22 protein-coding genes are annotated in these 25,389 nt (G+C 31.9%); 6 read left to right on the top strand and 16 right to left on the bottom strand.

The window, feature by feature from the left end:
• Positions 1-15 precede the first annotated feature (15 nt).
• Both radA and DY249_RS08760 read right to left on the bottom strand, forming a co-directional pair.
• Positions 16-1,380: a DNA repair protein RadA gene (radA, locus tag DY249_RS08765; RefSeq protein ID WP_115595902.1), complete on the bottom strand. Its 1,365-nt coding sequence runs from the start codon at positions 1,378-1,380 to the stop codon at positions 16-18.
• A complete protein-coding gene (locus tag DY249_RS08760; RefSeq protein ID WP_115595901.1) occupies positions 1,380-2,666 on the bottom strand; it encodes a glutamate-cysteine ligase family protein in 1,287 nt (428 codons plus the stop codon). The genes radA and DY249_RS08760 overlap by 1 nt, the downstream gene beginning before the upstream one ends.
• Before the next feature lie 87 nt (positions 2,667-2,753).
• On the opposite strand from DY249_RS08760, the gene DY249_RS08755 reads away from it, so the two are divergent.
• Together DY249_RS08755 and DY249_RS08750 are read left to right on the top strand one after the other, a co-directional pair.
• The gene (locus tag DY249_RS08755) at positions 2,754-3,209 is read left to right on the top strand and encodes a methylated-DNA--[protein]-cysteine S-methyltransferase (protein WP_115595900.1); all 456 of its coding nucleotides are present in this window, start codon (positions 2,754-2,756) and stop codon (positions 3,207-3,209) included.
• Between the two features lie 36 nt (positions 3,210-3,245).
• The gene (locus tag DY249_RS08750; protein WP_115595899.1) at positions 3,246-4,484 is read left to right on the top strand and encodes an ArgE/DapE family deacylase; all 1,239 of its coding nucleotides are present in this window, start codon (positions 3,246-3,248) and stop codon (positions 4,482-4,484) included.
• 89 nt (positions 4,485-4,573) lie between these two features.
• Here DY249_RS08750 and DY249_RS08745 read toward each other — a convergent pair whose 3' ends face one another.
• From DY249_RS08745 to DY249_RS08710, 8 genes are all read right to left on the bottom strand, one after another.
• Positions 4,574-5,005: a hypothetical protein gene (locus DY249_RS08745; protein WP_115595898.1), complete on the bottom strand. Its 432-nt coding sequence runs from the start codon at positions 5,003-5,005 to the stop codon at positions 4,574-4,576.
• 101 nt (positions 5,006-5,106) lie between these two features.
• On the bottom strand, positions 5,107-7,539 hold the full coding sequence (locus DY249_RS08740) for an ATP-dependent Clp protease ATP-binding subunit (RefSeq protein ID WP_115595897.1): 2,433 nt from the start codon (positions 7,537-7,539) through the stop codon (positions 5,107-5,109).
• Positions 7,521-8,507: an ATP--guanido phosphotransferase gene (locus DY249_RS08735; protein ID WP_101540688.1), complete on the bottom strand. Its 987-nt coding sequence runs from the start codon at positions 8,505-8,507 to the stop codon at positions 7,521-7,523. Before DY249_RS08735 ends, DY249_RS08740 begins: the two co-directional genes overlap by 19 nt.
• Positions 8,504-9,091, bottom strand: coding sequence for a UvrB/UvrC motif-containing protein (locus DY249_RS08730; protein WP_115595896.1), 588 nt, complete (start codon positions 9,089-9,091; stop codon positions 8,504-8,506). The genes DY249_RS08735 and DY249_RS08730 overlap by 4 nt, the downstream gene beginning before the upstream one ends.
• Before the next feature lie 2 nt (positions 9,092-9,093).
• Positions 9,094-9,555, bottom strand: coding sequence for a CtsR family transcriptional regulator (locus tag DY249_RS08725; RefSeq protein WP_101540686.1), 462 nt, complete (start codon positions 9,553-9,555; stop codon positions 9,094-9,096).
• A gap of 742 nt (positions 9,556-10,297) precedes the next feature.
• Positions 10,298-10,993, bottom strand: coding sequence for a zinc metallopeptidase (locus DY249_RS08720; RefSeq protein ID WP_101540685.1), 696 nt, complete (start codon positions 10,991-10,993; stop codon positions 10,298-10,300).
• Between the two features lie 391 nt (positions 10,994-11,384).
• Entirely contained in the window at positions 11,385-12,038 is a 654-nt protein-coding gene (locus DY249_RS08715; protein ID WP_115595895.1) for a potassium channel family protein, read from the bottom strand.
• Positions 12,039-12,046: 8 nt separating this feature from the next.
• Positions 12,047-13,396, bottom strand: coding sequence for a TrkH family potassium uptake protein (locus DY249_RS08710; RefSeq protein ID WP_115595991.1), 1,350 nt, complete (start codon positions 13,394-13,396; stop codon positions 12,047-12,049).
• Between the two features lie 173 nt (positions 13,397-13,569).
• Here DY249_RS08710 and DY249_RS08705 point away from each other — a divergent pair, with 173 nt between their 5' ends.
• On the top strand, positions 13,570-15,285 hold the full coding sequence (locus tag DY249_RS08705) for a DUF2207 family protein (protein ID WP_115595894.1): 1,716 nt from the start codon (positions 13,570-13,572) through the stop codon (positions 15,283-15,285).
• Between the two features lie 49 nt (positions 15,286-15,334).
• Here DY249_RS08705 and DY249_RS08700 read toward each other — a convergent pair whose 3' ends face one another.
• The gene (locus tag DY249_RS08700; RefSeq protein WP_115595893.1) at positions 15,335-15,790 is read right to left on the bottom strand and encodes a hypothetical protein; all 456 of its coding nucleotides are present in this window, start codon (positions 15,788-15,790) and stop codon (positions 15,335-15,337) included.
• A gap of 74 nt (positions 15,791-15,864) precedes the next feature.
• Between DY249_RS08700 and DY249_RS08695 the strand changes: the two genes are divergently transcribed.
• Together DY249_RS08695 and DY249_RS08690 are read left to right on the top strand one after the other, a co-directional pair.
• Complete coding sequence (locus tag DY249_RS08695; RefSeq protein ID WP_115595892.1) at positions 15,865-16,371, top strand: LURP-one-related/scramblase family protein; 507 nt, start codon at positions 15,865-15,867, stop codon at positions 16,369-16,371.
• Between the two features lie 19 nt (positions 16,372-16,390).
• Positions 16,391-17,410, top strand: coding sequence for a M42 family metallopeptidase (locus tag DY249_RS08690; RefSeq protein WP_115595891.1), 1,020 nt, complete (start codon positions 16,391-16,393; stop codon positions 17,408-17,410).
• Between the two features lie 331 nt (positions 17,411-17,741).
• Here the strand turns inward: DY249_RS08690 and DY249_RS08680 are convergent, their stop codons facing one another.
• The 5 genes from DY249_RS08680 to DY249_RS08660 all read right to left on the bottom strand — a co-directional run bounded on the left by DY249_RS08680 (position 17,742) and on the right by DY249_RS08660 (position 23,645).
• Entirely contained in the window at positions 17,742-18,038 is a 297-nt protein-coding gene (locus DY249_RS08680) for a GIY-YIG nuclease family protein (RefSeq protein WP_172540089.1), read from the bottom strand.
• Between the two features lie 681 nt (positions 18,039-18,719).
• Positions 18,720-19,721, bottom strand: coding sequence for an NAD-dependent epimerase/dehydratase family protein (locus DY249_RS08675; protein WP_115595889.1), 1,002 nt, complete (start codon positions 19,719-19,721; stop codon positions 18,720-18,722).
• Between the two features lie 3 nt (positions 19,722-19,724).
• Positions 19,725-20,330 (bottom strand): DJ-1 family glyoxalase III, encoded by a 606-nt coding sequence (locus tag DY249_RS08670; RefSeq protein WP_115595888.1) that lies wholly within the window; start codon positions 20,328-20,330, stop codon positions 19,725-19,727.
• 963 nt (positions 20,331-21,293) lie between these two features.
• On the bottom strand, positions 21,294-22,718 hold the full coding sequence (locus tag DY249_RS08665) for a hypothetical protein (RefSeq protein WP_115595887.1): 1,425 nt from the start codon (positions 22,716-22,718) through the stop codon (positions 21,294-21,296).
• 390 nt (positions 22,719-23,108) lie between these two features.
• Positions 23,109-23,645, bottom strand: a complete 537-nt coding sequence (locus DY249_RS08660) for a hypothetical protein (protein ID WP_115595886.1) — start codon at positions 23,643-23,645, stop codon at positions 23,109-23,111.
• 714 nt (positions 23,646-24,359) lie between these two features.
• Here DY249_RS08660 and DY249_RS08655 point away from each other — a divergent pair.
• Positions 24,360-25,079, top strand: coding sequence for a hypothetical protein (locus DY249_RS08655; RefSeq protein ID WP_115595885.1), 720 nt, complete (start codon positions 24,360-24,362; stop codon positions 25,077-25,079).
• The last annotated feature ends 310 nt before the right edge of the window (positions 25,080-25,389 follow it).

The following is a 25,389-nucleotide window of genomic DNA, read 5'->3' as shown; positions in this document are numbered from 1 at the left end:
GCCCTCCTAAATTTTTTATCTAAAACAATCGTCAATTACTTGTCTAATATTTGCTCTTTGTATGACCTTTATACCAGCAAATTCGCTTTCATCAACAGAATTTCTAGCTACAAAACATTTTTTATAGCCAAGCCTTTCGAGTTCCTTGATGCGTTGTTTTATTTGCGGAACTTTTTTTAGTTCTCCAGTAAGGCCTACTTCTGCAATAAAAACCGTCTTATCATCTATTGGTTTTTTAAAAAAAGAAGATGCAATCGACATCATTATGGCAAGGTTCACTGATGGTTCAGATAATCTTAGCCCACCAGTTGTTTTTATAATAACGTTGTATTCAAAAAGATTTAATCCTGCTCGCTCTTGTAAAATTGAAATTAGTGTATTTAAATCATCTTTTCTTAGAGAGTCACCTATTCTTTGCGGATATGGCAAAAATGATTTGCTTACCAAAGATTCGATTTCTACTTCAAGTAGTCTTGATCCTTCCTTGGTTACAGATATGGCTGATCCTTCAATTTCATTTTCACGAGCTGTAATAAAATATTCGCTTGGATTAGAAATTTCGATTAAGCCATCTTCGCTCATAGAAAATAAACCTATTTCTCCAGTACGACCAAATCTATTTTTTGTAGAAGTTAAAACTCTAAGGTCTTCATCACTTTTTCCATCCAAAAGTAAAACTGTATCTACTAAATGCTCTAAAGTGCGCAGTCCTGCCATTTCATTTGCCTTTGTCATATGGCCAATCATGATTATGGCACGCTTTTTGCGCTCCTCTTTGGCAATCTCTACAGCTTTATTTGCTACTTCTATAGTTTGAGTTGGACTTCCTGCCTTATTATCAAATTCAGCTAAGGAAAAAGTTTGAATAGAATCTAAAAATATCACATCCGGATCAATATTTTTAATTTCATTAACAGCTGTATCCATAGAGTTTGTAGAAAGTATCCAGACATTTTCAGGTAAGGATTCCATAATACGATCAGCACGAGACTTGATTTGACTTTCTGATTCCTCTCCAGACACATAAAGTATTTTCAGTCCTTCATCAGCATAGGCTTTGGATAGTTGGAGCAAAAGTGTAGATTTGCCTGCACCTGGACGGGCAGTTAAAATACTTACACTATCTCTAACTAGTCCTCCACCAACAGCTCTATCAAATTCTTCAAAATTTGACTTTATCCTCTCAGATTCGTTTATTTTTATACTGTTTAGTTTTTTTGCGACCTTTTCATCTACTATAACTTTTGCTTTACTTTTATTTTCTTTAACTGTTACTTCAACCAAAGAACCCCACTTGCCACACTCTGGGCATTTGCCAGCCCAAAGTGGCTGAGTATGACCACAATTTGTGCATTCATAGGCTTTTTTTATTTTTGCCACTAGTTTTCCTTTATAAATTTATTTGCAGAATACTGATAAATTGCATTCTTTGAATCTTGCTTATATAAGCTTTCGTAAATATCTTTTGGAGTTTGATCTTTTTTAAGAAGCTCTTCTAAAGGTCTTACATATTTGTAATCCTCTTTAATCATTTCGATAATTTCTAACATCCATTCAGATATTTTCTTATCTTTGTAGATTGTATCTATGCCTTGCATAACAGTTTTTTCTTTTAAAATTTGTAATTTTTCATAGGTCATATCAGCAAATAATTCATATAAAAAGTCTAAAATATCTTCATCATAGAACATATTTTTAATAAGAGCAACTGCAGCAAAATTGTATGGATATGGTACATTATCAGGCATTCTTACTTCTATATATTTTTTAAGTCTAACATCAGGAAATACAATAGAAAGAGCATGATAAATCATATCATCACTACTATCCTCATCAAAAATTTCTTCAAATGGAGTAGGACCTGTATAAATATCTTCACCGTTTTTATGAATAAATATACTATCAGTCGCTAAGATTTTTTCTGCATATTTTTTGTAAGATAAATCTTTATCAAAGGCAAAAGGATATACTCCAGTACGTCCTTTATCACAGTTTTCCCAAATAGTTTGGCGGAGATTATGTTTTGGATAAACTTCACCTTCAAAAATATAAGCATTGTCAAAAATGCTATATAAAAATGCAGAGATAGCATTGGAGACAAAGAATTTTTTCTTAAAATCTCCTTCATCTTTAAAATCTATTGCAACTTGCAAAGACCCAGAGCCTTTCATCATATTAATAGGATGAGTACCTGCATATTCTTTAAAGTATTTTGCCATATATTTGTAACGTTTTTTAGGAATGAATGGCAAATCATCTATTTTTGATTTTGGTTGGTAGCCAACTTCTGCTAATAATTGATTTTTTTTATCAAAAACTGGTACAATTTTACCCATAACTTCTTTATAATTATCAAAAAGTTCATCCATAGTTTTTTTAGCTGCAAAAGCTACTTCAAATTGGGCAGCAGGCTCTATAGATATGGCAAATTCATCTGCTGAAAGCCCCATAATATTTTCCCCTTCATATGAAGCTTCATATCCCATTTCTTCTATTTCCATTAGAGATTGGCGAACTCCATTTTCATCATCATAATGAACTGTTTCCATACTTTCAAAATTTATTATAAAATGCTCAACTTCAAAGCCTACTTTGAAATTATCCACACTTTTTTCTCCAGATTTTATATAATTTACTATTGCATCAATTTTTTTATCGTAGTTCATAACATCCTCGATTCATATTTTCATTCATAATCATTATACATTAAATCCAAAGTTTTTTAATTAATAAATATATATTAAAATATAAATATGAAAACAGCATACTATAAAACAAAAATCGGAATAATAAAGTTAACTTACCAAGAGAAAATATACAAAATCGAATTAGTAGAAGAAGTAAATTCTATTAATGAAAAAACAAGTCAAACAGATAAAGTTATAAAAGAAATAAATCAATACTTATCAAAATATAGAAAAGAGTTTAGCATTTATGATCTTGTAAGATTAGAAGGCACAAGATTTCAAAAAGAAGTTTGGCATGAATTACAAAATATTCCCTATGGTGAAACTAAATCTTATAAAGAAATAGCAAAAAATATAGGAAATGAAAACGCAGTTAGAGCTGTCGCAAGTGCCATAGGCAAAAATCCCTTGATGATAATAATCCCTTGCCATAGAGTAATTGGCAGCGATGGAAAGATGCATGGTTATGCTTATGGGATTAATTTAAAAAAATATTTGCTAGATTTAGAGTCTAAAATCTAATAAAGAGGGTAAACTTACCTATGAAAGGTGGTAATTATGAGTGAATTAACAAATGAAGAAAAAATCAAAATTTTATCTGATATTGTAGCAATTAAAACTGTAAATGACAATGAAATAGAAGTCGCTAAATATTTCCAAGAACTTTTTGACAAATACGATATTGATTCACACTTAGATGAGCTTTCAAAAACTCGCGCCAATTTAATTGCAAGTATAGGTTCTGGAAAACCTGTAATCGGTGTATCAGGACATATGGATGTTGTTGATGAAGGCAATCACAATGACTGGACACATGATCCTTTTACATTAACTGAAGATAATGGCTACCTATATGGACGAGGTGCAGCAGATATGAAATCTGGACTAGCTGCTTTAGCTATTGCTTTAATAGAGATTAAAAAAAGTAATAGTCTAAAAAAGGGAACAATTAAATTTATGGCTACTGTTGGAGAAGAAATAGAACAAGCTGGGTCAAAACAACTTTATGATAAGGCATATACGAAAGATCTGGATGCCTTACTTATTGCAGAGCCATCTTATCCAAGTTTAGTTTATGCTCACAAAGGCTCTATGGATTTTAGAATCACTTCTAGAGGTAAATCAGCACACAGTTCCATACCATTTTTAGGAAAAAACGCTATTACTCCTTTAATTACTTTTATTGATAATATTAATAAAGAATATGAACAATTAAAAGAAACTACAAAAAGTAATTCATTAGACTACAGTAACATGATCGAAGGATTAGAAGATCAATTGCCCGATAATATTAATAAAGAAGATTTTAAAGATGCTATCGAAAGTCTAGTTATTACAAATAGTGTTATTAGCGGTGGCAATCAAGTTAATTCAGTTCCTGAATATGCTATTGCAGAATTTAATGTACGCACTATACCAGAATATAACAATGAAAAAGTTAAAAAATTGTTTGAAAAATATTTAAAAGATGCCAATAAGAATGGTGCAGATTTAAGCCAAGAAATTTACTTGGACTTAGATCCAGTTGTAACTACAGGTCAAAATAACTTAGTTAATCTAGGTGTAAAAAAAGCTAAAGAACATTTTAAATATGAAAAAACTTTTATTACTTCACCCACAGTTGCAGTTACAGATGCTTCAAACTTATTACGTGATAAAGACGAAAGTTTTCCATTTTTGATGTTCGGTCCAGGTGAAGGTCCTCACCAAGTAGACGAACGAGTAAACAAAGAAATTTACTTACAGTTTATAGATTACTATATCGATCTATTAACTTCATACACTAATGAATACTAATTTTTTATAAAACAATAACCAAAAAGATCAGCCTGCTATCATCTTTTAACAGGTTGACTTTTTATATTGCTAAATTTTTTCAAAAAAATCTAAGCTCTTTTATCAGACTCTTTTCGTGTCCTCATTATAATAAGAGCAAATAAGATTACAAATAGTAAAAGCATCAAATTGCTATATATTGTGTGGGGAACAAATGACATCCAAGTCATTGATTGTAAAGAAAAGCATACATAACAATTTATAATTTTATATATTAAACCGAATTCTTTTTGATTAAAGCTATAAATCGTATATATAATTAGCATTACAGGATAAACCATTATAGAGTTTCTATAGGAGTCGATATTTGCTAAATAGCTAGAGTAATCTACTCTATAATAATTTTTTAAGTAATCTTCAAAAGCTTCTTTATTTGAAATAGCACTTGCATGAGCGATTGCAAATATTATAATTAGAACAGAAATTAATAATATGTAAAAGTTCAATTTCTTTTCTTTATCAAGATTTTTAAATTTCTCCATATAATATTATACTTTCTATTATTTTTACTATTAAAACTTACCCTTTTTAACGAAAAAAATCACTCCAAAAGAGTGATTTTTAAGTAGCTATTTCCTCATGATTATTCTGCTGTATCTGTAACTAAGGTTTCCTTCCTTTTCCCTTTTACATTTTCAAATTTTAGTTCATCATCTTTTACTGATAGGTGAATAATTGCATCTCTATTTAGTTTATTATCTAAAATATCTTCGGCAAGTCTATCATCTATCATTTTTGTAATATGTCTTTCGAGTGGTCTTGCTCCATACTCTTCATTAAATCCTTCTTTTGCTAGAACTTTTACAACTTCAGCATCATAAGTGATATCAATATCAATATTATTTAGTCTTTCTCTTGTTTTTTCTAGCATCAATTTTGTGATTTCTTCTATGTTTGCTTCACTTAGTGGATTAAACATAATCACTTCATCAAGTCTATTTAAAAACTCTGGAGCAAAGGCATTTTTTACTTCACGTTCTATGATTTCACGAGTGCGCTCGGCATTTTTTTCTTCCACATTGCCTGTTTCAAAACCTATGGATTGTTTTTCATTTAAGCTTGATACACCAACGTTACTTGTCATTATTATGATTGTATTTTTAAAGTCTACTGTACGTCCTTGACCATCTGTTAGACGTCCATCATCTAGAATTTGTAATAACAAATTGAATATATCCGGATGAGCTTTTTCTATTTCATCAAATAAGATTACAGAATATGGATGATTTCTAACTTGTTCTGTAAGTTGCCCCCCTTCTTCGTATCCTACATATCCTGGAGGGGAACCAACTAAACGTGAGACTGCAAATTTTTCCATATATTCACTCATATCCATGCGGATAAGGTGTTCTTCTGATCCAAATATATTTTCTGCTAGTGATTTTGCAAGATAAGTTTTACCAACTCCTGTTGGACCGACAAATATAAATGATCCTATTGGTTTTGATGGATCTTTTAGCCCTACTCTAGCTCGTTTTATAGCATGAGCTACTGATTTTATAGCTTCTTGTTGACCAATTACTGTTCCTTCTAGGTCGTGATCCAAATTTGCATATTTTTCTTTTTCATCTTCTGTTAATTTTGTAACTGGTACTTTTGACCAAGAAGCTACAATACTTGCTATATCATCAAATCCAATAAATAAATTTGATTTTTCTTTATTTTTCTTTTCAATTTCAGCTTCCATGTCAAATCTAGCTTGGTTAATGCGATCACGAAGTTCTGCAGCTTTTTCAAAGTCCTGATCTTTAACCGCCTGTTCTTTTTCAACTACTAATTCTTGGATTTTTTCTTGTGGGTTAGTGCTAGTCTCTTCTTCTTGGTAGGCTTTTATACGCACCTTACTCATAGCTTCATCTATGACATCTATGGCTTTATCTGGTAAATATCTATCGTTAATGTATCTATCTGTAAGCTCAACTGCAGCATTTATGGCATCATCGGTAATTTCTACTCCATGGTGAGCTTCATATTTATCTTTTATGCCGTAAATTATTTTTCTACTATCTGATAAAGATGGTTCTTCTACTTGGATAGGTTGCATACGGCGAGTTAAGGCACTATCTTTTTCTATATATTTTCTGTACTCTTCTATAGTTGTTGCACCTATTATTTGTATATCACCTTTGGCAAGGATGGGTTTTAGGATATTTGCAGCATCCATTGATCCTTCTGCTGCTCCAGCACCAAGTACCATATGAAATTCATCTATAAATAGTATTATTTCATCATGAGTTGCAAGTTCGTCAAAAAGTTTTTTTAGCCTCTCTTCAAAGTCTCCGCGATATTTGGTTCCTGCAATCATACTTGCTAGATCAAGGCTTAGGATAGTTTTATCTTCAATTATTTTTGGCACTTCGCCTTCAACTATTCTTTGGGCAAGACCTTCTGAAATAGCAGTTTTACCTACACCAGGTTCACCGATTAGGATAGGATTATTTTTTGTCCTACGCATTAATATTTGTATAACACGTTCTATTTCATCATCACGACCGATTACAGGATCAATTTTGCCAGATTCGGCTTCTTCATTTAAATCTCTTGCATAGTTTGATACATTTTCTGAAAGATCTTTGATAGAAGCAACTTCTGGATTTTGGTCTTGTAAAAGTTCCTTTAGATTTCTCTTTACAACTTCTTTTTCGACTCCTGATAGTAAAAACATAATGTTTGTTAGGGAGTCATCATCAGCAAGAATTGCAAATAGTACATCTTCTTCCCCAGCTGAGGAATTGCCAAATTTATTTGCATTTAGTCTTGCTAATTCTAAAATTTGTCTTACTTTTTTACTATATTCTGTTGCAGGACGCATAGCTTGACCCTTGCCAATATTATTTATTACAACTTGGCGAAGCAAATCATAGTTAGCACCTGCTGCTTCAAGTGCTTTTGTTGCAACAGAATCTGTTTTCATTAAAGCAAGGAGCAAATGCTCTGATCCAATGTAATCATGGTTTAGAGAGTAGCTTTCACGCCTTGCTTGTTGGGTTAATTTATTTAATCTGTTAGCTTCCATTGCCTCTCCTTCATATAAGAGTTTAAAAACTCTGATCTTTGTGGGTCTTTTTTGCCCTTGTACTTATTTTTTGTCATATTAAAGATTAAATAATCTAGTTCATTGCTGGTCAAATCAGTATTAAATCCAAGTTTACTATATTTTTTAAGCTTAAAAAGCTCACTTGCTATTGTATTTAAGCTAGTTAATTTGCCAGAATTAAGATTATTTAAACTTATAGCTATCTCTTCAATAATATCATCATCTGTTATATTATTTAGTATCTGATAATCTCTTCTAAATCTTCTTTCATTTCTTACTAAGGAATCAATATTTGCACTCATTTCCAAAATATATTCATCCATATTTTCGCGATAGTTACCGAAATTTTTTACAAGGTAAATATCATTTACATACTTATCATAGTATGCTGGTATATATCTTGTTCCATACATACCATGGCTAAGTAAGCCTTGCTTAAATCCATAATAAGATTCTTCAGCATCTACTAGGGCAAATAAAAACATTTTTAGTCTAATTTCTAGCCCTGCTCCACTATTTCTTGCATCACTAGTCAGATACCCAAATTCTGGACTAAATGCAAAATCTATTTTTTGATCTAGTTCTTTTTCAATTTCATTGACTCTTTTATAAGCTTTTTTGACATCCATTTCAAAATTTCTGTAGTTTATAGCAATATGATCTCTATCATTTACTGTGATTATATAATCATCAGCAAAAATCACTGCTATTTCTGCAAGTTTGCTAGTACAGTCTTCTGATAAAACCATATCATTTATTAGCTTATTTAAAATATTTTCGTCAAGATCACCTAGCAAAATAAAATCGTCTGGATAAATATCTCTAATAATTTCCACAATCTTTTCGCTATCTTCATAGGTCATAGTTGTTGGAAAATCAAAGCCATTTATATTTCTCCTTAAAGAAAGATTTGAATTTAGAATTATATCTTTTGCATAGTCTATCAATTTTTCACCTTCATATTTAAGTCATCTATTTGTTCTTTTAAATCAGCAGCTTGCTCATAATCCTCCGTTGCTATTGATAGATCTAGTTTTTCTTGGAGGTTTTTTATTTCTAAAGCCACTTGTTTAAATTCACGATCTTTTTTAGGAAACTTACCTGTATATTTATCGTAGTTGTTATATGTTTTTAAAACTTTACGACTTAGATTATCACTGAGCTTGTAACATTCTTTACAGCCAAATATTCCATTTCTGATATTTGACTCTAAATTGCCACAATTTGGGCAAGCCTTTTGGTTAAGACCTTCCATATATGAATATGGATGATTATTTTGATTATATTTATATTCATAATATCCATCAATCATATCATCAAGAGATGGTACAAATTTTTGGATTAAACTTTCTAATTTTTTGTTATTTAAATTAATTTTATGAAATCCTTCTTCATTTGGAATGCCATTTTCTTCACTCATATCTGTGTATTTTTTTAAGCAATCATTGCACAAATAAAAGTCATGTTCATATCCATTTACTATAGCTTTGACACTTACTGAGGCGTCCTTGCCGCATCTTTCACATTTCATAATTAACTCCTTGCTAAAACACTTAAAAGAATATTTTTTATAATGTCCGAGCGTACGCTATTACGATTTTTGCTATCTACTGCACATAAAGCTTTGTCACTTGTAGCGTATTTAGCCATTAAAAATTCATTCTTATTAAAGTATTTTTTACTATATAAATCCTTAAACAAGCTATCAGCATTTGCTTCTGTCATTTGCTTATTCAGGTTTTTTATTAAATATGATAAATAATTATCCTCTTCTACTATAGTGATAATCTTTATAAAACCATTACCACCTCGTTTGCTTTCTATAAGGTACCCATTATGTGGAGTAAATCTTGTCGAAAGCACATAATTTATTTGACTGGGAGCACAATCAAATTGCATAGCCAAATCATTGCGTCCGATTTCAAGCATCCCATCAGTTGATTCCTCAAGCATAGCCTTTAAAAATCTTTCTATATCTGATGTAAGACCTGCCATATACTCACCCACTTTCTTAAGTGTCTTTTTATTTTACAACTATATTAGCAAAGGTCAAGAAAAAATTCTGACCTTCTGACCATCTCTGACCTATATTGTTAAAAAATAAGAATCTTGATATTTGATTCTAAATAAATCATACTATTTTACTAATACATTTCAAGAATCATATAGGCTAGCAATAAAATAGTAAGATCTTTAATATTATAATGTTCACATATATATCAGCAAAATATTGAGTTTCACATAATACTTTTAAATAAGTAAGAAAGTAAAACAAAAAATTTGTCAATACATTTATTATCATCTCGAGCGTAGTCGAGAGAGCTACCTAAGATTCAGACTTCCAAAAACCGATAGACATTAGAAGAATATAATCATTACTAAATAATGTAAAACTAAAGTTTGGTAAAGGCATGACTTAAAAAAGATTTCTCCACTCCAGGACTAAAGTCCTTCCGGTCGAAATGACAATATTGGAAAGTTCTTTTGTTTTAAAAAATGGTCTTATAAACTTTTACTAATATTTTGTAAAAAGGAAAGTAAAACAAAAACCTTGTCAATGTATCCATTGTCATCTCGAGCGTAGCCGAGAAATCTACCTAAGAGTCAGATATTCCTAAACTTAGATACTCTCCTAATACAACTACTAACATAAAAACAAGAGCAAAATCTAAAGTTTGTAAAGCGCATAAAGCAAAAAAGACCTAGGATTTGATTTAAATCATAGGTCAATTATTATTTAGTCCCTGTTTCTATTGCCAAATAATAATAATATTCTTAAAAATTGCAAAGCTGTAGCTAGTGTTGCTGCTACATAAGTATAAGCTGCAGCCTTTAGCATATTTGCTGCGTAGGTATTTTCTTCTCCAACTAGCATTCCTGATTCTTCTAAAATATCTAATGCTCGTCTACTAGCATTAAATTCTACTGGTAGAGTAACTATTTGAAAAATAAGGGTCAATGAAAATAAAACCAATCCCACATCTATAAGATTTTGACTGGTTAAGAACATACCTAATAGCAATATAGGAAAGCTAAGTTTTGACCCGAAATTTACAGCTGGTACTAACCAAGATTTTATTTGTAAGGGTTTATAGCCTTCTTTGTATTGGATAACGTGTCCCAATTCGTGAGCAGCTACTGCTACAGATGCAATTGAGGTATCACTTATAGATTCAGGAGATAGTGCCACTTCCTTAGTAGCTGGATTAAAATAATCTCCCATAGCATTATTTATTTTCTTTATTTTTATATCATCATAATTCCTAGTATCTAGGATATAATCGGCAGTTTGCTTACCTGTAATATGTTTTTTGGTTGGAATCTTGCTATACTTTGCAAAGGCCTTTTGTACATTTGCTTGAGCTATCATTGTAATAATTATCCCAATTATTACTAAAATATATGTGCTATCAAATCCATAATAGTAAGGCATAAAAAATCCTCCTCATCTTTTTAATTATTATACCCTCCCTATTTAATCATTTAAAATTTGACTTTAACTTATGAAATCATTCATCTTATAATAATCTTAAATAATTATGATTTGGTTAATTTTAGACTTATTAAAGGAAATATCTAGGATCATTTCAGATAGTATAGATATAAAAAAATAAGCAATAGAAAAAAGGCTAGTAATCTAGCCCTTTTTCCTTTTAGAAAAGAATAAGTTAGTCCTAGTTTTCTATAGGGAAAACTTTTAAGGAATTAATAATGAAAAACCTAGCTATGTAATAGCTATATATATTATAACATAACTTTTTATTTATGCAAACATTTTCTTTAGTTAATTTTTAAACTTGCGCTCTTTCTCTGTATTTAGCCATTTATATTGATTTTTCTATATGCCTAGCGTTTTCTTTTGACCCAATCAATATTAAAATATCGTCTTTTTCTATGGGAGTATCGGAGTTAATGTCCATTAATATTTGCCCATTTCTTAAAAATCCCACGACATTCATTTGGAATTTATTTCTAAAATTAAGCTCACTTAGACTATGGTTTACCCACTTATCTTTTACAGGAATTTCTATAACAGAAATATTATTTGAAAAGTCCAATAGTTCTATGCTGTTTGGATCTGCAATAGACCTTGCTAATCTCGCACCCATATCTTGCTCAGGAAAAACTGTGAAGTCTGCACCAATTTTTTCCAAAATTCTAGCATGGGAACTACTGGTTGCTTTTGCAATTACTTCACCAACTCCACTATCTTTACAAATCAAAGTCGCTTCTATAGATGCTTCTAAATCTGCACCCGTAGCAATAATTGCCACATCATAATTGCTTATGCCAAGAGATTTCATAGCATCTTCTTCTGTAATATCCGCTTGGATAGCAGTAGAGACATAGTTAGCTATTTTTTCTATTTTGCTATAATCAGCATCTACCGCCGTAACATAAGCACCTTTTTCAAATAATTTAGTAGCCACAGCTTGACCAAATCTACCAATTCCTAAAACAATAATATTTCTTTTCATAATTTCTCCTAACCCAAACTTATAAATGTTTCTGGATATTTTATCATCTTATCTTCTGCCTTTAGACCAAAAGCATAAGCCATAGTCATAGGGCCTATTCTACCTAAATACATACAAAATCCTAGTAAAATTTTTGCAATTCTTGACAGATCTGCTGTAATTCCTCTGCTTGCTCCAACAGTAGCTAGTGCTGAAACCGTTTCATATAGTATATCTATAAAGTTAAAATCATCTGTAATAGAGATTGTAAAACTAACCAAAAGTACTATTGTTAGAGATATCATAAATATAGATAAGGCTTTTTTTATACTTTCGTCAGATATACTTCTACCAAAAATCACTGGTTCTTTCTCATTTTTTATTACAGAAATAGTTGATATTAGCAAAACTCCAAATGTAGTTGTTTTTACACCACCAGCAGTCGATCCTGGACAACCACCAATAAACATTAATCCAATAAGCAAAATAGACGTTGAAACCTTTATTTTAGAAAGGTCCACAGAATAAAACCCTGCCGTCCTTGCTACAACCGATTGAAAAAATGATTCTAACATACTAGCTCCAAAGCTTTCAGTATTTAAAACTCCACCGCCAGCGGTTTCTAGTAAATAAAAACCAAACGCTCCTACTAGGATCAAAATACCAGTAATAAGTAAAACTAGTTTGGAATTTGTAGAAATCTTTTTAAAATCTCTTTTATAAAAAATCTCACTGGTAACCATAAAGCCCAATCCGCCTATGATTATAAGTAGCATAATAGTAATATTTACCAAATAATCATCTCGCAAAGGATAAATAGAATCTCCCAAAATATCAAACCCAGCATTACAAAAAGCAGAAATAGAATGGAAAACTCCATACCAAATTCCCTTGCCCAGACCATACATTGGTACAAATCTAAGGCTTAGGAAAAATGCTCCAATTGCTTCAACTGTAACTGTAAAAATCAATACATATTTAAAAAGATTGATCATGCCAGCCATGCTTTCGATATTAAATTGTTCCCTTAAAATTTGCCTAGACTTTAGACCGATTTTTCTTCTTAAAATCAAAGGTATGAGTGATGCTATAGACATAACACCAAGCCCACCTATTTGTATCAAAATAATAATTATTACATGACCTAAAGTATTCCAATAAAGTCCGGTATTTACAGGAGTAAGCCCAGTTACACAAGTAGCACTTGATGCTACAAAAAATGCATTCACTACGCCAGTGCTTTTACCACTTTGGGTTACGAAAGGAGTCGTCAAAAGTAGACCTCCCAAAGTAATTATAATTAAAAATCCAATGGTAAACACACGGGCTGGACTTTCTGTAATACTGTCAAAAGTTTTTTTCACAATATTTGTTTGCATATAATTGCCTTTCTTAATCATTAAAAGCCCGTCAAAATAAGTTTTTTGAGGGCTTAATCTAATGCAATTTTACATTCTAAATATAAAGCTGTCAACATATAAATAATAATTTTTTTAATAATATTAAACGGGTATAAAGATGGTAAAAAGACGTGACTTTGTAAGGAGGTTTAATGAAAAACTTACATAAATTAGGCAAAATATTTTTTCTAAGTTTATTAATATTTCTACCAAAAACTGCTTTTGCAGATGGCTTTGACCATATAAATATCGATGTAGATATCGATAAAAATGGTATAGGAAATATTAGAGAAGAGTGGCAAATTGATGAAAGAGATAATGATTTTACCGAAAGATACAAAAATATCCAGAATCTAAAGGGACTTAAAGTCGAAGATTTTTCCGTATCCATGGACGGCAAAAATTTTAGTCCAAAAGATCAATGGGATATAGATGAAAATTTTGACCAAAAAGCTTACAAATATGGTCGCATAGACTATAGTGATGATGATGTAGATCTTTGCTGGGGCATATCCGAACGTAATGAAAATAACACCTATGAACTAAAATATAAAATTAATCCAATAATAATCGGACTAAATGATAGTGATATGCTATTTTTCGAATTTGTAGGAGCATATCTAGATCCAGAGCCAGATAATTTTACCATAAAAATAAATTCCTATAAGCCTATAGATGAAGCTACAAAAATGTGGGCTTTTGGTTATGAGGGAGATATTAATAACAAAAATGGATCTATTGTTGCAAAATCTACCGGAGACATTAACAAAGGAAGAGTATTACTTAAATTTCCAAAAGGTACTTTTAAAACTAGCTACACAGAAGATAAATCTTTTGATGACTACAAAGATCTAGCCTTTGAAGGAGCAAGTTTTGAAGATAGCGAAGGTACAGCCCAGCTTACAGATGATGATTCGGATTTTCCTGCTTTGTTAGTAGCCATTGTCACTATATTTGGTGTGGGTCTTGGAGCATTTGGTATAAAAAAAGCTGTAGATGCAGCAAATACTTATAAACTTGCCAATATAAAAGAAATACCAGACGTAAAAAATATAAAACAGCATACTTATGATCAAATCCCATATGACGGTAACTTAGAGGATTTATATCTAATAGCTACAAATGCTTATCCAAATAAAACTAATTTTGATAATCTTATAAATGCATTTTTCTTAAAATGGATAAATGAAGGTGCCATTGATTTTATAGAAGATAAAAAAGACCATGGATTGTTTAAAAAATCCTTAGACCAAATAAAAATCAATCATAAACCAGCAAATATGGGAGAAATCGAAGAAGACTTATTCGCATACCTACTGGGCGCTGCAAATGAAAGAAGCAATGGATATATAACAGAATCAGCCTTTGAAAAATATATGAGAAAAAATCATAAATCTTTAGAAAATCTCGCTCAAAGAATAGATAAAGTTAGCCTAAAAAATCTACTATCAAAAGGCTATGTAGAAAAAATAAGTAAGCCAAAAATGAGAGGAAGAACAAAAGAAGAAATCTACCTTACAACAAAAGGCATGGACTTATACAAAAAATTTGTAGGATTCAAAAATTACCTAGATGATTACGAAAGTATAGATACAAGAAAAATAAATGACGTAAGTATCTTAGATAAGTATATGATATATGCAGCACTATTTGGCATTAGTGAAGAAGCCTATGATAGATTTGTAAATGTGTATCCAGATTATGAATATTATGGTTTTTATAACTACTATATGCTCCACCATATAAGTAATTACTCTAACACTACAAGCACTGCAGGAAATAGTTCGTCCTTTACAGGAGCAGGTGGTTCAGCATCCTTTGGTGGAGGAGCTGGAGGATTTGGCGGTGGCGGAGGTGGCGGCCGTTAAAAATAAAATAAAAAAAAGTCTAATAGCAAAAACGCTCTTAGACTTTTATCTATTTATATATAACTTGCACCTTATTATCCTTAAAAGTTTTAAGAATTTCATCCTTTTTTTCGATAGGAAAACGCCAAGTGTCAATAGAATTTGAATTAACTACAAGGGTAAATACAGCTTGATTATTCTCACTAGTAAAGTTGACCTGTTTTAGATCAGAAAATTTGTGTTTTTGATTAATAAAGGAAATATTGCCTTGAAAAATAAAACCATCAGGCAAAAATCCTCTATTAAATCTAGCCGCTAAGAAATATACTGTCATAACCATGCACATAAGAAAAGTTTCACCAGTATTAAATTTTACAAAATAACCAAAGGCAATAAAAATAATCCATACAAATAAAAGAGATAGAATATCCATCTTATTAATAGCAGGTCTAATCACAATATCCTTGCCCTTATAAAAAGTAATACCAGCAAGTATTAGAAAAATAGCAGTAATTAAATAAATCATAAGTCCCCCATATTTGTTAATTTATACAAATATTATATAATAGAAAAAAGCTTAAAGGAAGTAAAGAATAAATTATGAAAAAATTATATTTTAAAGAAAAATTCTTCAAAATAACAGATCACTATCCTATCTTAGATGAAAATGGGAGAGAAGCCTATTATCTAGACCAAGACTTTACCTTTATAGGTTACAGGTCAAAGGTAACAGATAAAGATGGCAGGCAAATTTTTAAAATCGATCGAGAATTAATAGCCTTTTTTCCAAGGTACAATGTATCATTTGAAGATGCTAATAGCATGGTCGTCCAACAAAAATTCGAATTTTTTAGACACAAAGTCCATGTTTATATGAATGATGAAACATTAGAGCTAAAAGGAGATGTTTTCCATTACGATTTTGGTATTAAAAATGGAGAGGGCAAAAATATAGGAACAGTAAATAGAAAAATATTGACCCTAACAGATACCTACGAGCTAGTAATCTTTGATGAAAAATATACAGAAGAACTAATAGCTCTAGTAATCTGCCTAAATAATATGATAGATAGAGAACGTGCTAACGCATCTGCATCTAACGGTTAAAAAATAAAACGGAGAAAATATGACAGAACAAATTTTAAAATATATAAAAGAGCTTTGCAACACTCCATCCCCAACAGGGTATACAAAAAGAGCCGAAAAATATTTGATAGAGGAATTTAGAAAAATGGGATATGAACCTTACCAAACAGTAAAAGGTAATGTAATAGTACCAATCAACCCAGGAACTGAAAACGGACTTTTGATGTCAGCCCACGTTGATACCCTAGGACTTATGGTGCGTTCCATAAAAGCAAACGGCAGACTAAGAGTGACAACCCTTGGAGGATTCCCTTTATCATATGTCGAACAAGAAAATGTAACCATAATTACAAGAAGTGGTAAGGAATATACTGGAGTTATGAGAATAAATAATCCAGCAGTCCACGGATCAAATGACCCAAGAGAAGTAAAACGTGATGATATTAATATGGAAGTAGTTATAGACGAAATCACAAACTCAGCGGAAGAAACAGAAAAACTAGAAATAGCAGCAGGTGATTTTATAGCACTTGATCCTAGATACAGAGTAGACAATGGCTTTGTAAAATCTCGCCACCTAGACGATAAAGCCTCAGCTGGAGTTCTGATGGCACTAGCAAAAGAAATCAAAGAAAAAGATATAAAAATAAATCGCCCACTATACTTCGCCTTCACAATCTATGAGGAAGTAGGACATGGAGCAGCAAGCGGTCATCCACAAGCTATAAAAGATATGATAGCAGTAGATATGGGAGTAGTTTATGATGATCTAAAAACAGATGAAACAAAAGTATCCATCTGTGCAAAAGACTCATCCGGACCATATAACTATGACCTAACAAATGAGCTAATAGAAATAGCAAAAGAAAACGAAATAGACTACGCCATAGACATCTACCCACAATACGGATCAGATGCATCAGCAGCAGTAGCAAGTGCAAATGACTTTAGACACGCCCTAGTAGGAAGTGGAGTAGCAGCCAGCCATGGTTACGAAAGAACACATATAAACGGCCTAAAGGGACTTTATAAACTACTATTAAACTTTATAAAAAGATAAAAAGAAAATCAGGATATATACCTGATTTTTTTGTGGTTTTAAACTTTTTGTTAATGATTTTATTTTCTTAATAACTGTGGTTTGGGATGTTTGACTCTTATGTAGATCTCTCCACTCCGCTTCGCTACGGTCGAGATGACAATTTGTGAATTTACTTTGTTTTAGGATTGCTTTCTTATTTATTTTATCTAGAATTTTTAGTTTGTAGGATTGTGTTTTATAGGAATTATGTTCCCCCACATTGTCATTTCGACCGGAGGAAGCCTTTGCTTCCGCAGTGGAGAAATCTTTCTTATAGATATGTGTTTGTCGGTTTTTTTACATTTATTATCTAATTCTTATTCCATTCAATCATCAAATCTTTCCATTCCGGGTTTTGTGAGTTTACCAATTTGTCTTTTTTAGTCCTGCTCCAACGCTTCAATTGTTTTTCTCTTGCTATTGCAGCATAAATATCTGGAGTACTTTCTACATATACTAGTTTATAAACGTTATAATGGGCAGTAAATCCATTGGTTTTCTTTTTCTTGTGTTCATCTAAGCGACGGTATAAATTATTTGTTACACCGATGTATAAGGTTGAGTTAGTGTAATTTGTAATCATATAAACATAGTATAGTTTTTCCATTATTGCTCCTAGTTTTCTTTTATATACTTATAGCCTTAAATAACATATTTTACACATATATAATATATGATTCTTTGCTTTTATATTAATAAAACTTCTTTTCTTAATAGCTGCGGTTGTGGGATATCTGGACTGTATAAAGATCTCCCGACTTCACTCGAGATGACTATGTGGGTGGTTACTTTGTTTTTTGGTGAGCTTTCTTATATACGGAATATAGATTTCTTGGTTTGGAAGACTATTTTTCTACTTTTGCGATGATTCCCCCTCATTGTCATTTCGACCGGAAGAAGCTTTTGCTTCTGGAGTGGAGAAATCTTTTTTAGAGTTATGTGTTTGTTGAACTTCAGGATTTAATTTTGTTATTTCTTTTATTTTTTATAAACTACGGTTAGAAATGCCTGACTCTTAGGTAGATCTCTCGACTGCGCTCGAGAGGACAATATGGGGTGTTTTTCCTTTATTAAACGTTGCTTTTTTATTTGCAGAATATAATATCAAAAACTTTTATATAATTATTTTTAGTTCCAGAACTGTTTGTTTGTAAGAATTATTTTTAATTTATTCTTGATTCCCGTCATTGTTATTTCGACCGTAGCGAAGAAATCTTTTCCTACTTTGTGTTTTCCCAAACAAAAAAGAGGCTTTTGCCTCCTTTTTCATTTCCTTATAACAAAGTTTCTAATTCCTAGTATTAGATGCCTTTATTGTTTCGTCTATTATTTTTTCTGTATCTTCTTTATTTACTCTTAATCTTTCATATGCATCATCTGTTGGCAATTTTAATTCCATGCTGTTTGCTCTTAGCATATTTACTTGCCTTATACCATGCTCTATGCCTTGGGTATCTGTTAGTTTCTCATCTTCTTTGTATGCCTCTTCTAGTTCATCAAATGTCATCACTTGCAATTTTGTTGTTTCTGTTTGTCCTAGTTCTTTTAAAATTTTTTTGTAGAAGTCTTCATAGCTGATATACCCAGTTGCCGGAGCATATGTTTTTCTGTGTTCCCCATTTTCTAAGGCACTGATTGCAGATTCTCCCACTTGATTTGCTGTTATAGTTGCAAATCCTCCTGTGGTTACCGGCATAAATTCTTGACCTCTTAGCATATCTACATACATACTAGTTGTTGGTACTTTGCCTTGCATGGTACCAAAAATATAAGGAAGTCTTAGAACAGAAACATTCATTGACCCTTCTCCAGCATACATTGCTGCTTTTTCTTGTAGAAGTCTTGTTTCTACATAAGCTTCTTGTTGGTAATTATTTTCTCTTAGATAGTCATTTTCTTCTGCAAATTCTGATGTATAAGATCCAAATAATACAAAATTACGCACTCCTGCTTCCTTAGCTAATCTTGCTATCCTTGCAGTTGCTAATACATTTGTATCGTAGAAAAATTTCCTAGCAGGTTTTTTAGGAACTATCCTATCGTCTACTCCACCCGCATATACAAAACCATCACAACCACGGATTAAATCAACTATTTCCTTATCAGCAAGAGCAAAAAAGTTTTGGACAATAAACTCTACTTTTCCTTCATCATTAAATTTTAAATCATCGGACAAAGCTACTATATCTACTGTTTTGACCGCATAATCACGCTTTATCGCTTCTTTAATAGTATGGTAACCAAAAAATCCTGCTCCACCCAGGATGAAAATCTTATTTATTTCGCTCATATTCTAATTTTCCTCTTTAGATAAATAATCATAGGATATGCCATAGTAATCCTCTACACACTCTAATTGTGTGCCATGTTCTAATTTCTCGATAGCTTCAGGTCCTTTTATAATTTCTACCAAACGCATAGCAAGATATACAGTTACAGCAGCACCACGACTAGTAGTAATATTACCATCAGTTACAAGCATTTGATCATCTATATATTCTTTTACATTATCAATTTGATCTTTTAAATCTGGAAAAGAAGTTGCACGTTTATTAGCAAGTACACCAGCACGATTTAAAACAATAGGACCTGCACAAATAGCAGCTATCAATTTATTCTCATCATTAAATTTCTTGACAATATCAATAACGCGATCATCATCGCGTAAAGCCTCAGCACCCTTAGTGCCACCTGGTATATAAAGACCGTCAAAATCATCAGCATCGATGTCAGTAAGATTTGCATCAGCACTTATAACTACATTTGATTTACTAGTAATATCCTTAGTATTGTGGATAGAAACAGTCGTCACATCAATATCAGCACGGCGAAGATAATCAACAACCGTAAGTGCTTCCACATCTTCACATCCGTTAGCTAAAAAGACTAAAAATTTCATATATTTTCCTTTCTCTTATTTTTTCTAATCATAAATTTAAAAATAATGGTTCTTTTTATGTAATTATACCCATTTACCTAGGAATTGGCGGCTAATAAGATTGTTTTTCTGGTTTAGTAATGATTTCTCATTTACTTTATACGAAGTTTTTGCTTTATAGGATTATGGTTTGTCGGAGTTATGTTTCCCCATATTGTCATTTCGACCGGAGGAAGATTTTGCTTCCGCAGTGGAGAAATCTTTCTTAAAGCTATGTGATTCTTAGAATTTGTTTTTTTAATGGTTTTATTTTTTTTATGGCTACGGTAGGGGATGTCTGACTCTTATGTAGATCTCTCCACTCCGCTTCGCTACGGTCGAGATGACAATTTGTGAATTTACTTTGTTTTAGGATTGCTTTCTTTTTTACTTTATACGAAATTTTTGCTTTATAGGATATGTTTTATCGGAGTTATGTTCCCCTCATTGTCATTTCGACCGGAGGAAGATTTTGCTTCCGCAGTGGAGAAATCTTTCTTAAAGCTATGTGATTCTTAGGATTTGTTTTTTTAATGGTTTTATTTTTTTTATGGCTGCGGTTAGGGATGTCTGACTCTTATGCAGATCTCTCCGCTCCGCTTCGCTACGGTCGTGATGACAATTTGTGAATTTACTTTGTTTTAGGATTGCTTTTTTTTACTTTATACGAAGTTTTTGCTTTATAGGATATGTTTTATCGGAGTTATGTTTCCCTACATTGTCATTTCGACCGGAGGGGCTTTAGACCCGGAGTGGAGAAATCTTTTTTTATTAATTTATATTATTACTACGAATCTATTAATCCACAAAAAAACACTCCCACCTAAGTGGTGGGAGCATTTTCAAGTGAGTACCGCGGTTACTATTATTTAGTTTCGAGTCTTATCGAGTGCACTCTTTTATAGGACTCTAATTATTTGTTGTAAAAATTACTAATATTTAAAATTAGTTATTTTTTTTGCTTGCTGCGTAAGCAACTGAAGCTGCTGCTAATACACCTGCAACGCCAGCTACACCAGCGATACCTGTTTTAGCGTTTGAGCCAGCTGCTTTGTTAGCTGATTTTTCTACAACTGTTGTTTTTTCAACTTTTTTATCTTCTTTTTTATCTTCGTCTTTTTTATCTTCTTTATCAGCTGGTTTTTCTTCGTCTTTTTTATCTTTGTCTTTATCAGCTGGTTTTTCTTCGTCTTCGTCTTTTACTTGTTTATCAAGATTTTCCATTTCTTTGTTGATAGCATCTGTGTTGTCGTCTAATTCTTTGATTAGTGCGTCAACGTCTTCAGAAGTTACTTCTTCTTTAGAATCTTCTTTAGATTCTTCAGCTGCGAAAGCTGTAGAGATTAGAGCAACTTTTTTGTCAGCTCCTTTGATGATAGCTTCTGCTTTAGCGATTGTTGCTTTTTGTTCAGCTACTAATGCATCTAATTTAGCTGTGTTTAATTTAGCTGTGTTTGGAGCGAATTGTTTTAATAAATCAACTGCTTTTAATGTTTCGTTAGCTTTGTCAATTGATTTTTGAAGTTTAGCTAATTGTTCAGCAGAAATTTCTTTATCAGATGGTTTTTGATCTTTATCAACAACTGCGATTCCGTTGTTTGTTGCTTCTACAATAACATTGTAAGCTTGAGCAATTGCATTTAAAGCTTTGAAGCTTGCATCGCTTTTAGCTTTAGCTTTATCTGCTTTAGCTTTAGCTGCATCGTATTGTTGTTGAAGTCTATCTTTTTCATATGATGCTGCTGTATATTCTCTGTATTTTTCAGAATCTGTTGCTGGTTTATCAGCATTTTTTTCAGCTTCTTTTAATTCTTTGTAAGCTTCTCTAGCTCTATCAACAGCTTCGTCAAATTCGCCTGTTGCAAGACCATCTTTTCCATTAACTTCTTTTTCTTTTAAATCTTCAGATTTAGCTGTATTATCTTCAACTATAGATACACTTTTTCCATCATAGTAGAAGTTTTCCTTTTTTAATTCTTCTTTAGCCTTGTTGTTAAGATTTTCTAAAGCAATATCAAAGTTTGTTTGTTTTTCTTTTACAACTTTTTTGCCATCTTCTGTTTTAAGATCTTCAGCTTTATAAGCTTCATAAGCTTTGTTATATCTATCTTTAGCAACTTTTAATGATTCTTCTAAGTTATCAGCTTCTGCTTTAGCTGCTAGGTATTCATTGTAGTCTTTGTTAGCTTGTTTTAAAGCTTCTTGGAATTGAGCTTTTGTATAAGTTTTTCCATCAACAACTACTTTGTCTGTAACTGCTTTTGGAAGTGTTGTTGTAACATATGTTGTATCTTCTGCAGCGTTTGCTACTACTGGAGTAACTAATGCTAGTGCTAATGCACCTGATGCAATTCTTTTGTTTAATTTCATTGTAAAATTCTCCTTGTTAGTTTTTAACTACTATTTTATTTGCGTAATAAATAGTACTCACTTTACACTATCTATATTACACCAGCTCCTACACTTTTGCAACACATTTGGTAAAAATATCAATATTTCTAAAAAATATACTTACAAATATCTCCATATTTACCACAAGTTTACAGTGAATATGTGATTTTTACTGATTGTAATATTGATGAGTGTTTTGATAAGCTTTATTTATGTAGTCAATATTTCTAAATTATTTGCAATTCTAGAAAATATCAACCTACATATTTGCTTATTTTGGTTTATAACTATCGATATTTTGCACTCATGTTTGTGGTTATCACCCATAAAGATATTGATAGTTATATTTATTTTAGCAGATTTTGCTAGTTAGTCAAGTAAACTTTGTCTTACTTCTGTCAGCCTTGGACCAGTTTCTCTCATAACTGTATTTCTAATCTGATCTAGTGTCTCGGCCCAGTCGTAGGAAGCTATAAGCTGCTGGCGGTAGAGCATGGTTTTGGCGTTATTCTTATTAGTATTTAGGGTGTCAAAGGTATTGAGGGTGGCAATGCTCTCGCCAGTAGTTAGGATAATCTCACTATTTTCTATTTTTTCGACAAAGCTAACATTAGCAAAGCCTCTCCTTTCCCTGTCATATACAGCGTTTCTGTATTTGAATCCGAAAAATACGTGGCTGGTATCGATGATGTAGGGCATATTTTTGCTAATTTGTAGGGTATATTTGATGATTTGATCCATCTCTTTTTTGTTTTTTCCTCGTTTTTTATACATTTTGTTGAGGAAAAGGGTGGGCGTTTCTTCTATAAGATGGGTGGTGGTTGGTGTATATACACGCGATCCTATGCCAAATGATTTGATTTCTTCTGGAAGGATGGCTATGATTTGGATATCAGTTGTTGGCATATATTGCTCCTTTCTGTGAGGTGTGGATCTGGGTCTGATTTATTATTTTTATGTGTTTTATTGCTACGGTTTGGGATATCTGACTCTTATGTAGATCTCTCGGCTACGCTCGAGATGACAAGCGTGGTGTTACTTTGTTTTTGGGGTTGGTTTCTTATTTATGGAATGTAGGTTTCTTGTTTGTAAGATTATTCTCCTACTTTTATAATGACTCCCCTATTGTCATTTCGACTGGAGGAAGCTTTTGCTTGCGTAGTGGAGAAATCTTTTTTAAAGCTATGTGATTCTTAGGATTTTTTTTATTAGTGGTTTTATTTTTTTAATGGCTACATTTATGGATATCTCACTCTTATGTAGATCTCTCGGCTACGCTCGAGATGACAATTGGAGAATTGCTTTGTTTTTAGAATTACTTTCTTTTTTACTTTATACGAAGTTTTTAGTTTATAAGATTTAGTCTTATTGGAGTAATGTTTCACCTAATTGTCATTTCCACTATAGCAATTCATTTTCTGCCGCTATTAATTATTTTCAGCAAGTCTTTAATAGTCTTATACGACATTAAGTGTACTGCAATTGTGATTAAATGTCTATGTTTACAAAAATTTATCATAGTGGCATATCTAGACATTTATTGGGTATAAGTTTCATATATATATTAAAGTAGAGCAAGATTTTACTAATATTTTCTAAACTATTTGAGGAGGAAGTGTGATGGCTGATTTAGATAATAAGCAAAAGGGAGCTAGTTCTGTTGACCAAAGCAAAGATATTGATGAACTTGACGAGACTCCTAAGGCAAATGATAGACCTTTAAATGATGCAAAGGATAAAGATCTTGAACGTGGTCAAGAGCTTTATACTGGTTTTGGTTTTGGTGGTGTAGATGATGACGTAGATGTCAAAGAAATTAGAACCAGTGTGCCTACAGCTAAGGTAAGCGAAAGTGAAAAAAGTGCTGTGGTTGAAGAGCATCCTAAAAAAACTGTACCAAGTAAAAAAGCTGTTATAGAAAGTCGCCGTGTTGTACCTGAGGATACAAAGGTGGTTATCAAAGCTGACAATGGAGATGTGGTTTATAAAGAATCTAGCATTGAAAGAACTATTGAAAACCCAGAGTCAATTGTTGAAGAAAGGCAAAAGTTAGTTGATACTGATCATTCTATATTAGAAAGAGATCTAAACAAAGAAAGTAGCGGAGATATAACTACTGATTATCAATTGGATGGTGTATATTATGGAAATGATTTTAGAGATAATAAACTTTATCTAACAAGACCTTATCAAACAGATATTTATAGTATAAAAAGACATTATAAAAATCAAGCGAGAGACAGAAAAAATGCTTTGCCTATCAAAAAAATAGCCTTGGGTATAGCCGCTATCGCTGGTGCAGTGTGGTTGATAAGAGATGATGAAAAGGGATTTTGGTAATATTGAGTTTGGATAATAGATTTAAAACTAGGTTAGTAACCTAGTTTTTTTGTGATTTTTTTATAAGGTTGTTTTCTACTTTTATAATGACTCCCCCATTGTCATTTCGACTGGAGGAAGCTTTTGCTTGCGTAGTGGAGAAATCTTTCTTATAGATATGTGATTGTTAGGATTTATTTTTTTATTAATGGTTTTATTTTTTTTATGGCTACGTTTATGAATATCTGACTCTTATGTAGATCTCTCGGCTACGCTCGAGATGACAAGCGTGGTGTTGCTTTGTTTTTAGTTGGTTTTCTTATTAGCAGAA

It is taken from the genome of Anaerococcus octavius, from assembly GCF_900445265.1.
Taxonomy (GTDB): Bacteria; Bacillota; Clostridia; order Tissierellales; family Peptoniphilaceae; genus Anaerococcus; species Anaerococcus octavius.
The sequence above is the reverse complement of the archived record's forward strand: the minus strand, read 5'-3'. Positions and strand labels throughout refer to the sequence as shown.

Excerpts from the sequence above, each read along its gene's own strand:
- DY249_RS08760 (WP_115595901.1), bottom strand. The coding sequence starts at position 2,666 with ATGAACTACGATAAAAAAATTGATGCAATAGTAAATTATATAAAATCT.
- DY249_RS08755 (WP_115595900.1), top strand. The coding sequence starts at position 2,754 with ATGAAAACAGCATACTATAAAACAAAAATCGGAATAATAAAGTTAACT.
- DY249_RS08750 (WP_115595899.1), top strand. The coding sequence starts at position 3,246 with ATGAGTGAATTAACAAATGAAGAAAAAATCAAAATTTTATCTGATATT.
- DY249_RS08745 (WP_115595898.1), bottom strand. The coding sequence starts at position 5,005 with ATGGAGAAATTTAAAAATCTTGATAAAGAAAAGAAATTGAACTTTTAC.
- DY249_RS08740 (WP_115595897.1), bottom strand. The coding sequence starts at position 7,539 with ATGGAAGCTAACAGATTAAATAAATTAACCCAACAAGCAAGGCGTGAA.
- DY249_RS08730 (WP_115595896.1), bottom strand. The coding sequence starts at position 9,091 with ATGAAATGTGAAAGATGCGGCAAGGACGCCTCAGTAAGTGTCAAAGCT.
- DY249_RS08725 (WP_101540686.1), bottom strand. The coding sequence starts at position 9,555 with ATGGCAGGTCTTACATCAGATATAGAAAGATTTTTAAAGGCTATGCTT.
- DY249_RS08720 (WP_101540685.1), bottom strand. The coding sequence starts at position 10,993 with ATGCCTTACTATTATGGATTTGATAGCACATATATTTTAGTAATAATT.
- DY249_RS08715 (WP_115595895.1), bottom strand. The coding sequence starts at position 12,038 with ATGAAAAGAAATATTATTGTTTTAGGAATTGGTAGATTTGGTCAAGCT.
- DY249_RS08710 (WP_115595991.1), bottom strand. The coding sequence starts at position 13,396 with ATGCAAACAAATATTGTGAAAAAAACTTTTGACAGTATTACAGAAAGT.
- DY249_RS08705 (WP_115595894.1), top strand. The coding sequence starts at position 13,570 with ATGAAAAACTTACATAAATTAGGCAAAATATTTTTTCTAAGTTTATTA.
- DY249_RS08700 (WP_115595893.1), bottom strand. The coding sequence starts at position 15,790 with ATGATTTATTTAATTACTGCTATTTTTCTAATACTTGCTGGTATTACT.
- DY249_RS08695 (WP_115595892.1), top strand. The coding sequence starts at position 15,865 with ATGAAAAAATTATATTTTAAAGAAAAATTCTTCAAAATAACAGATCAC.
- DY249_RS08690 (WP_115595891.1), top strand. The coding sequence starts at position 16,391 with ATGACAGAACAAATTTTAAAATATATAAAAGAGCTTTGCAACACTCCA.
- DY249_RS08680 (WP_172540089.1), bottom strand. The coding sequence starts at position 18,038 with ATGGAAAAACTATACTATGTTTATATGATTACAAATTACACTAACTCA.
- DY249_RS08675 (WP_115595889.1), bottom strand. The coding sequence starts at position 19,721 with ATGAGCGAAATAAATAAGATTTTCATCCTGGGTGGAGCAGGATTTTTT.
- DY249_RS08670 (WP_115595888.1), bottom strand. The coding sequence starts at position 20,330 with ATGAAATTTTTAGTCTTTTTAGCTAACGGATGTGAAGATGTGGAAGCA.
- DY249_RS08665 (WP_115595887.1), bottom strand. The coding sequence starts at position 22,718 with ATGAAATTAAACAAAAGAATTGCATCAGGTGCATTAGCACTAGCATTA.
- DY249_RS08660 (WP_115595886.1), bottom strand. The coding sequence starts at position 23,645 with ATGCCAACAACTGATATCCAAATCATAGCCATCCTTCCAGAAGAAATC.
- DY249_RS08655 (WP_115595885.1), top strand. The coding sequence starts at position 24,360 with ATGGCTGATTTAGATAATAAGCAAAAGGGAGCTAGTTCTGTTGACCAA.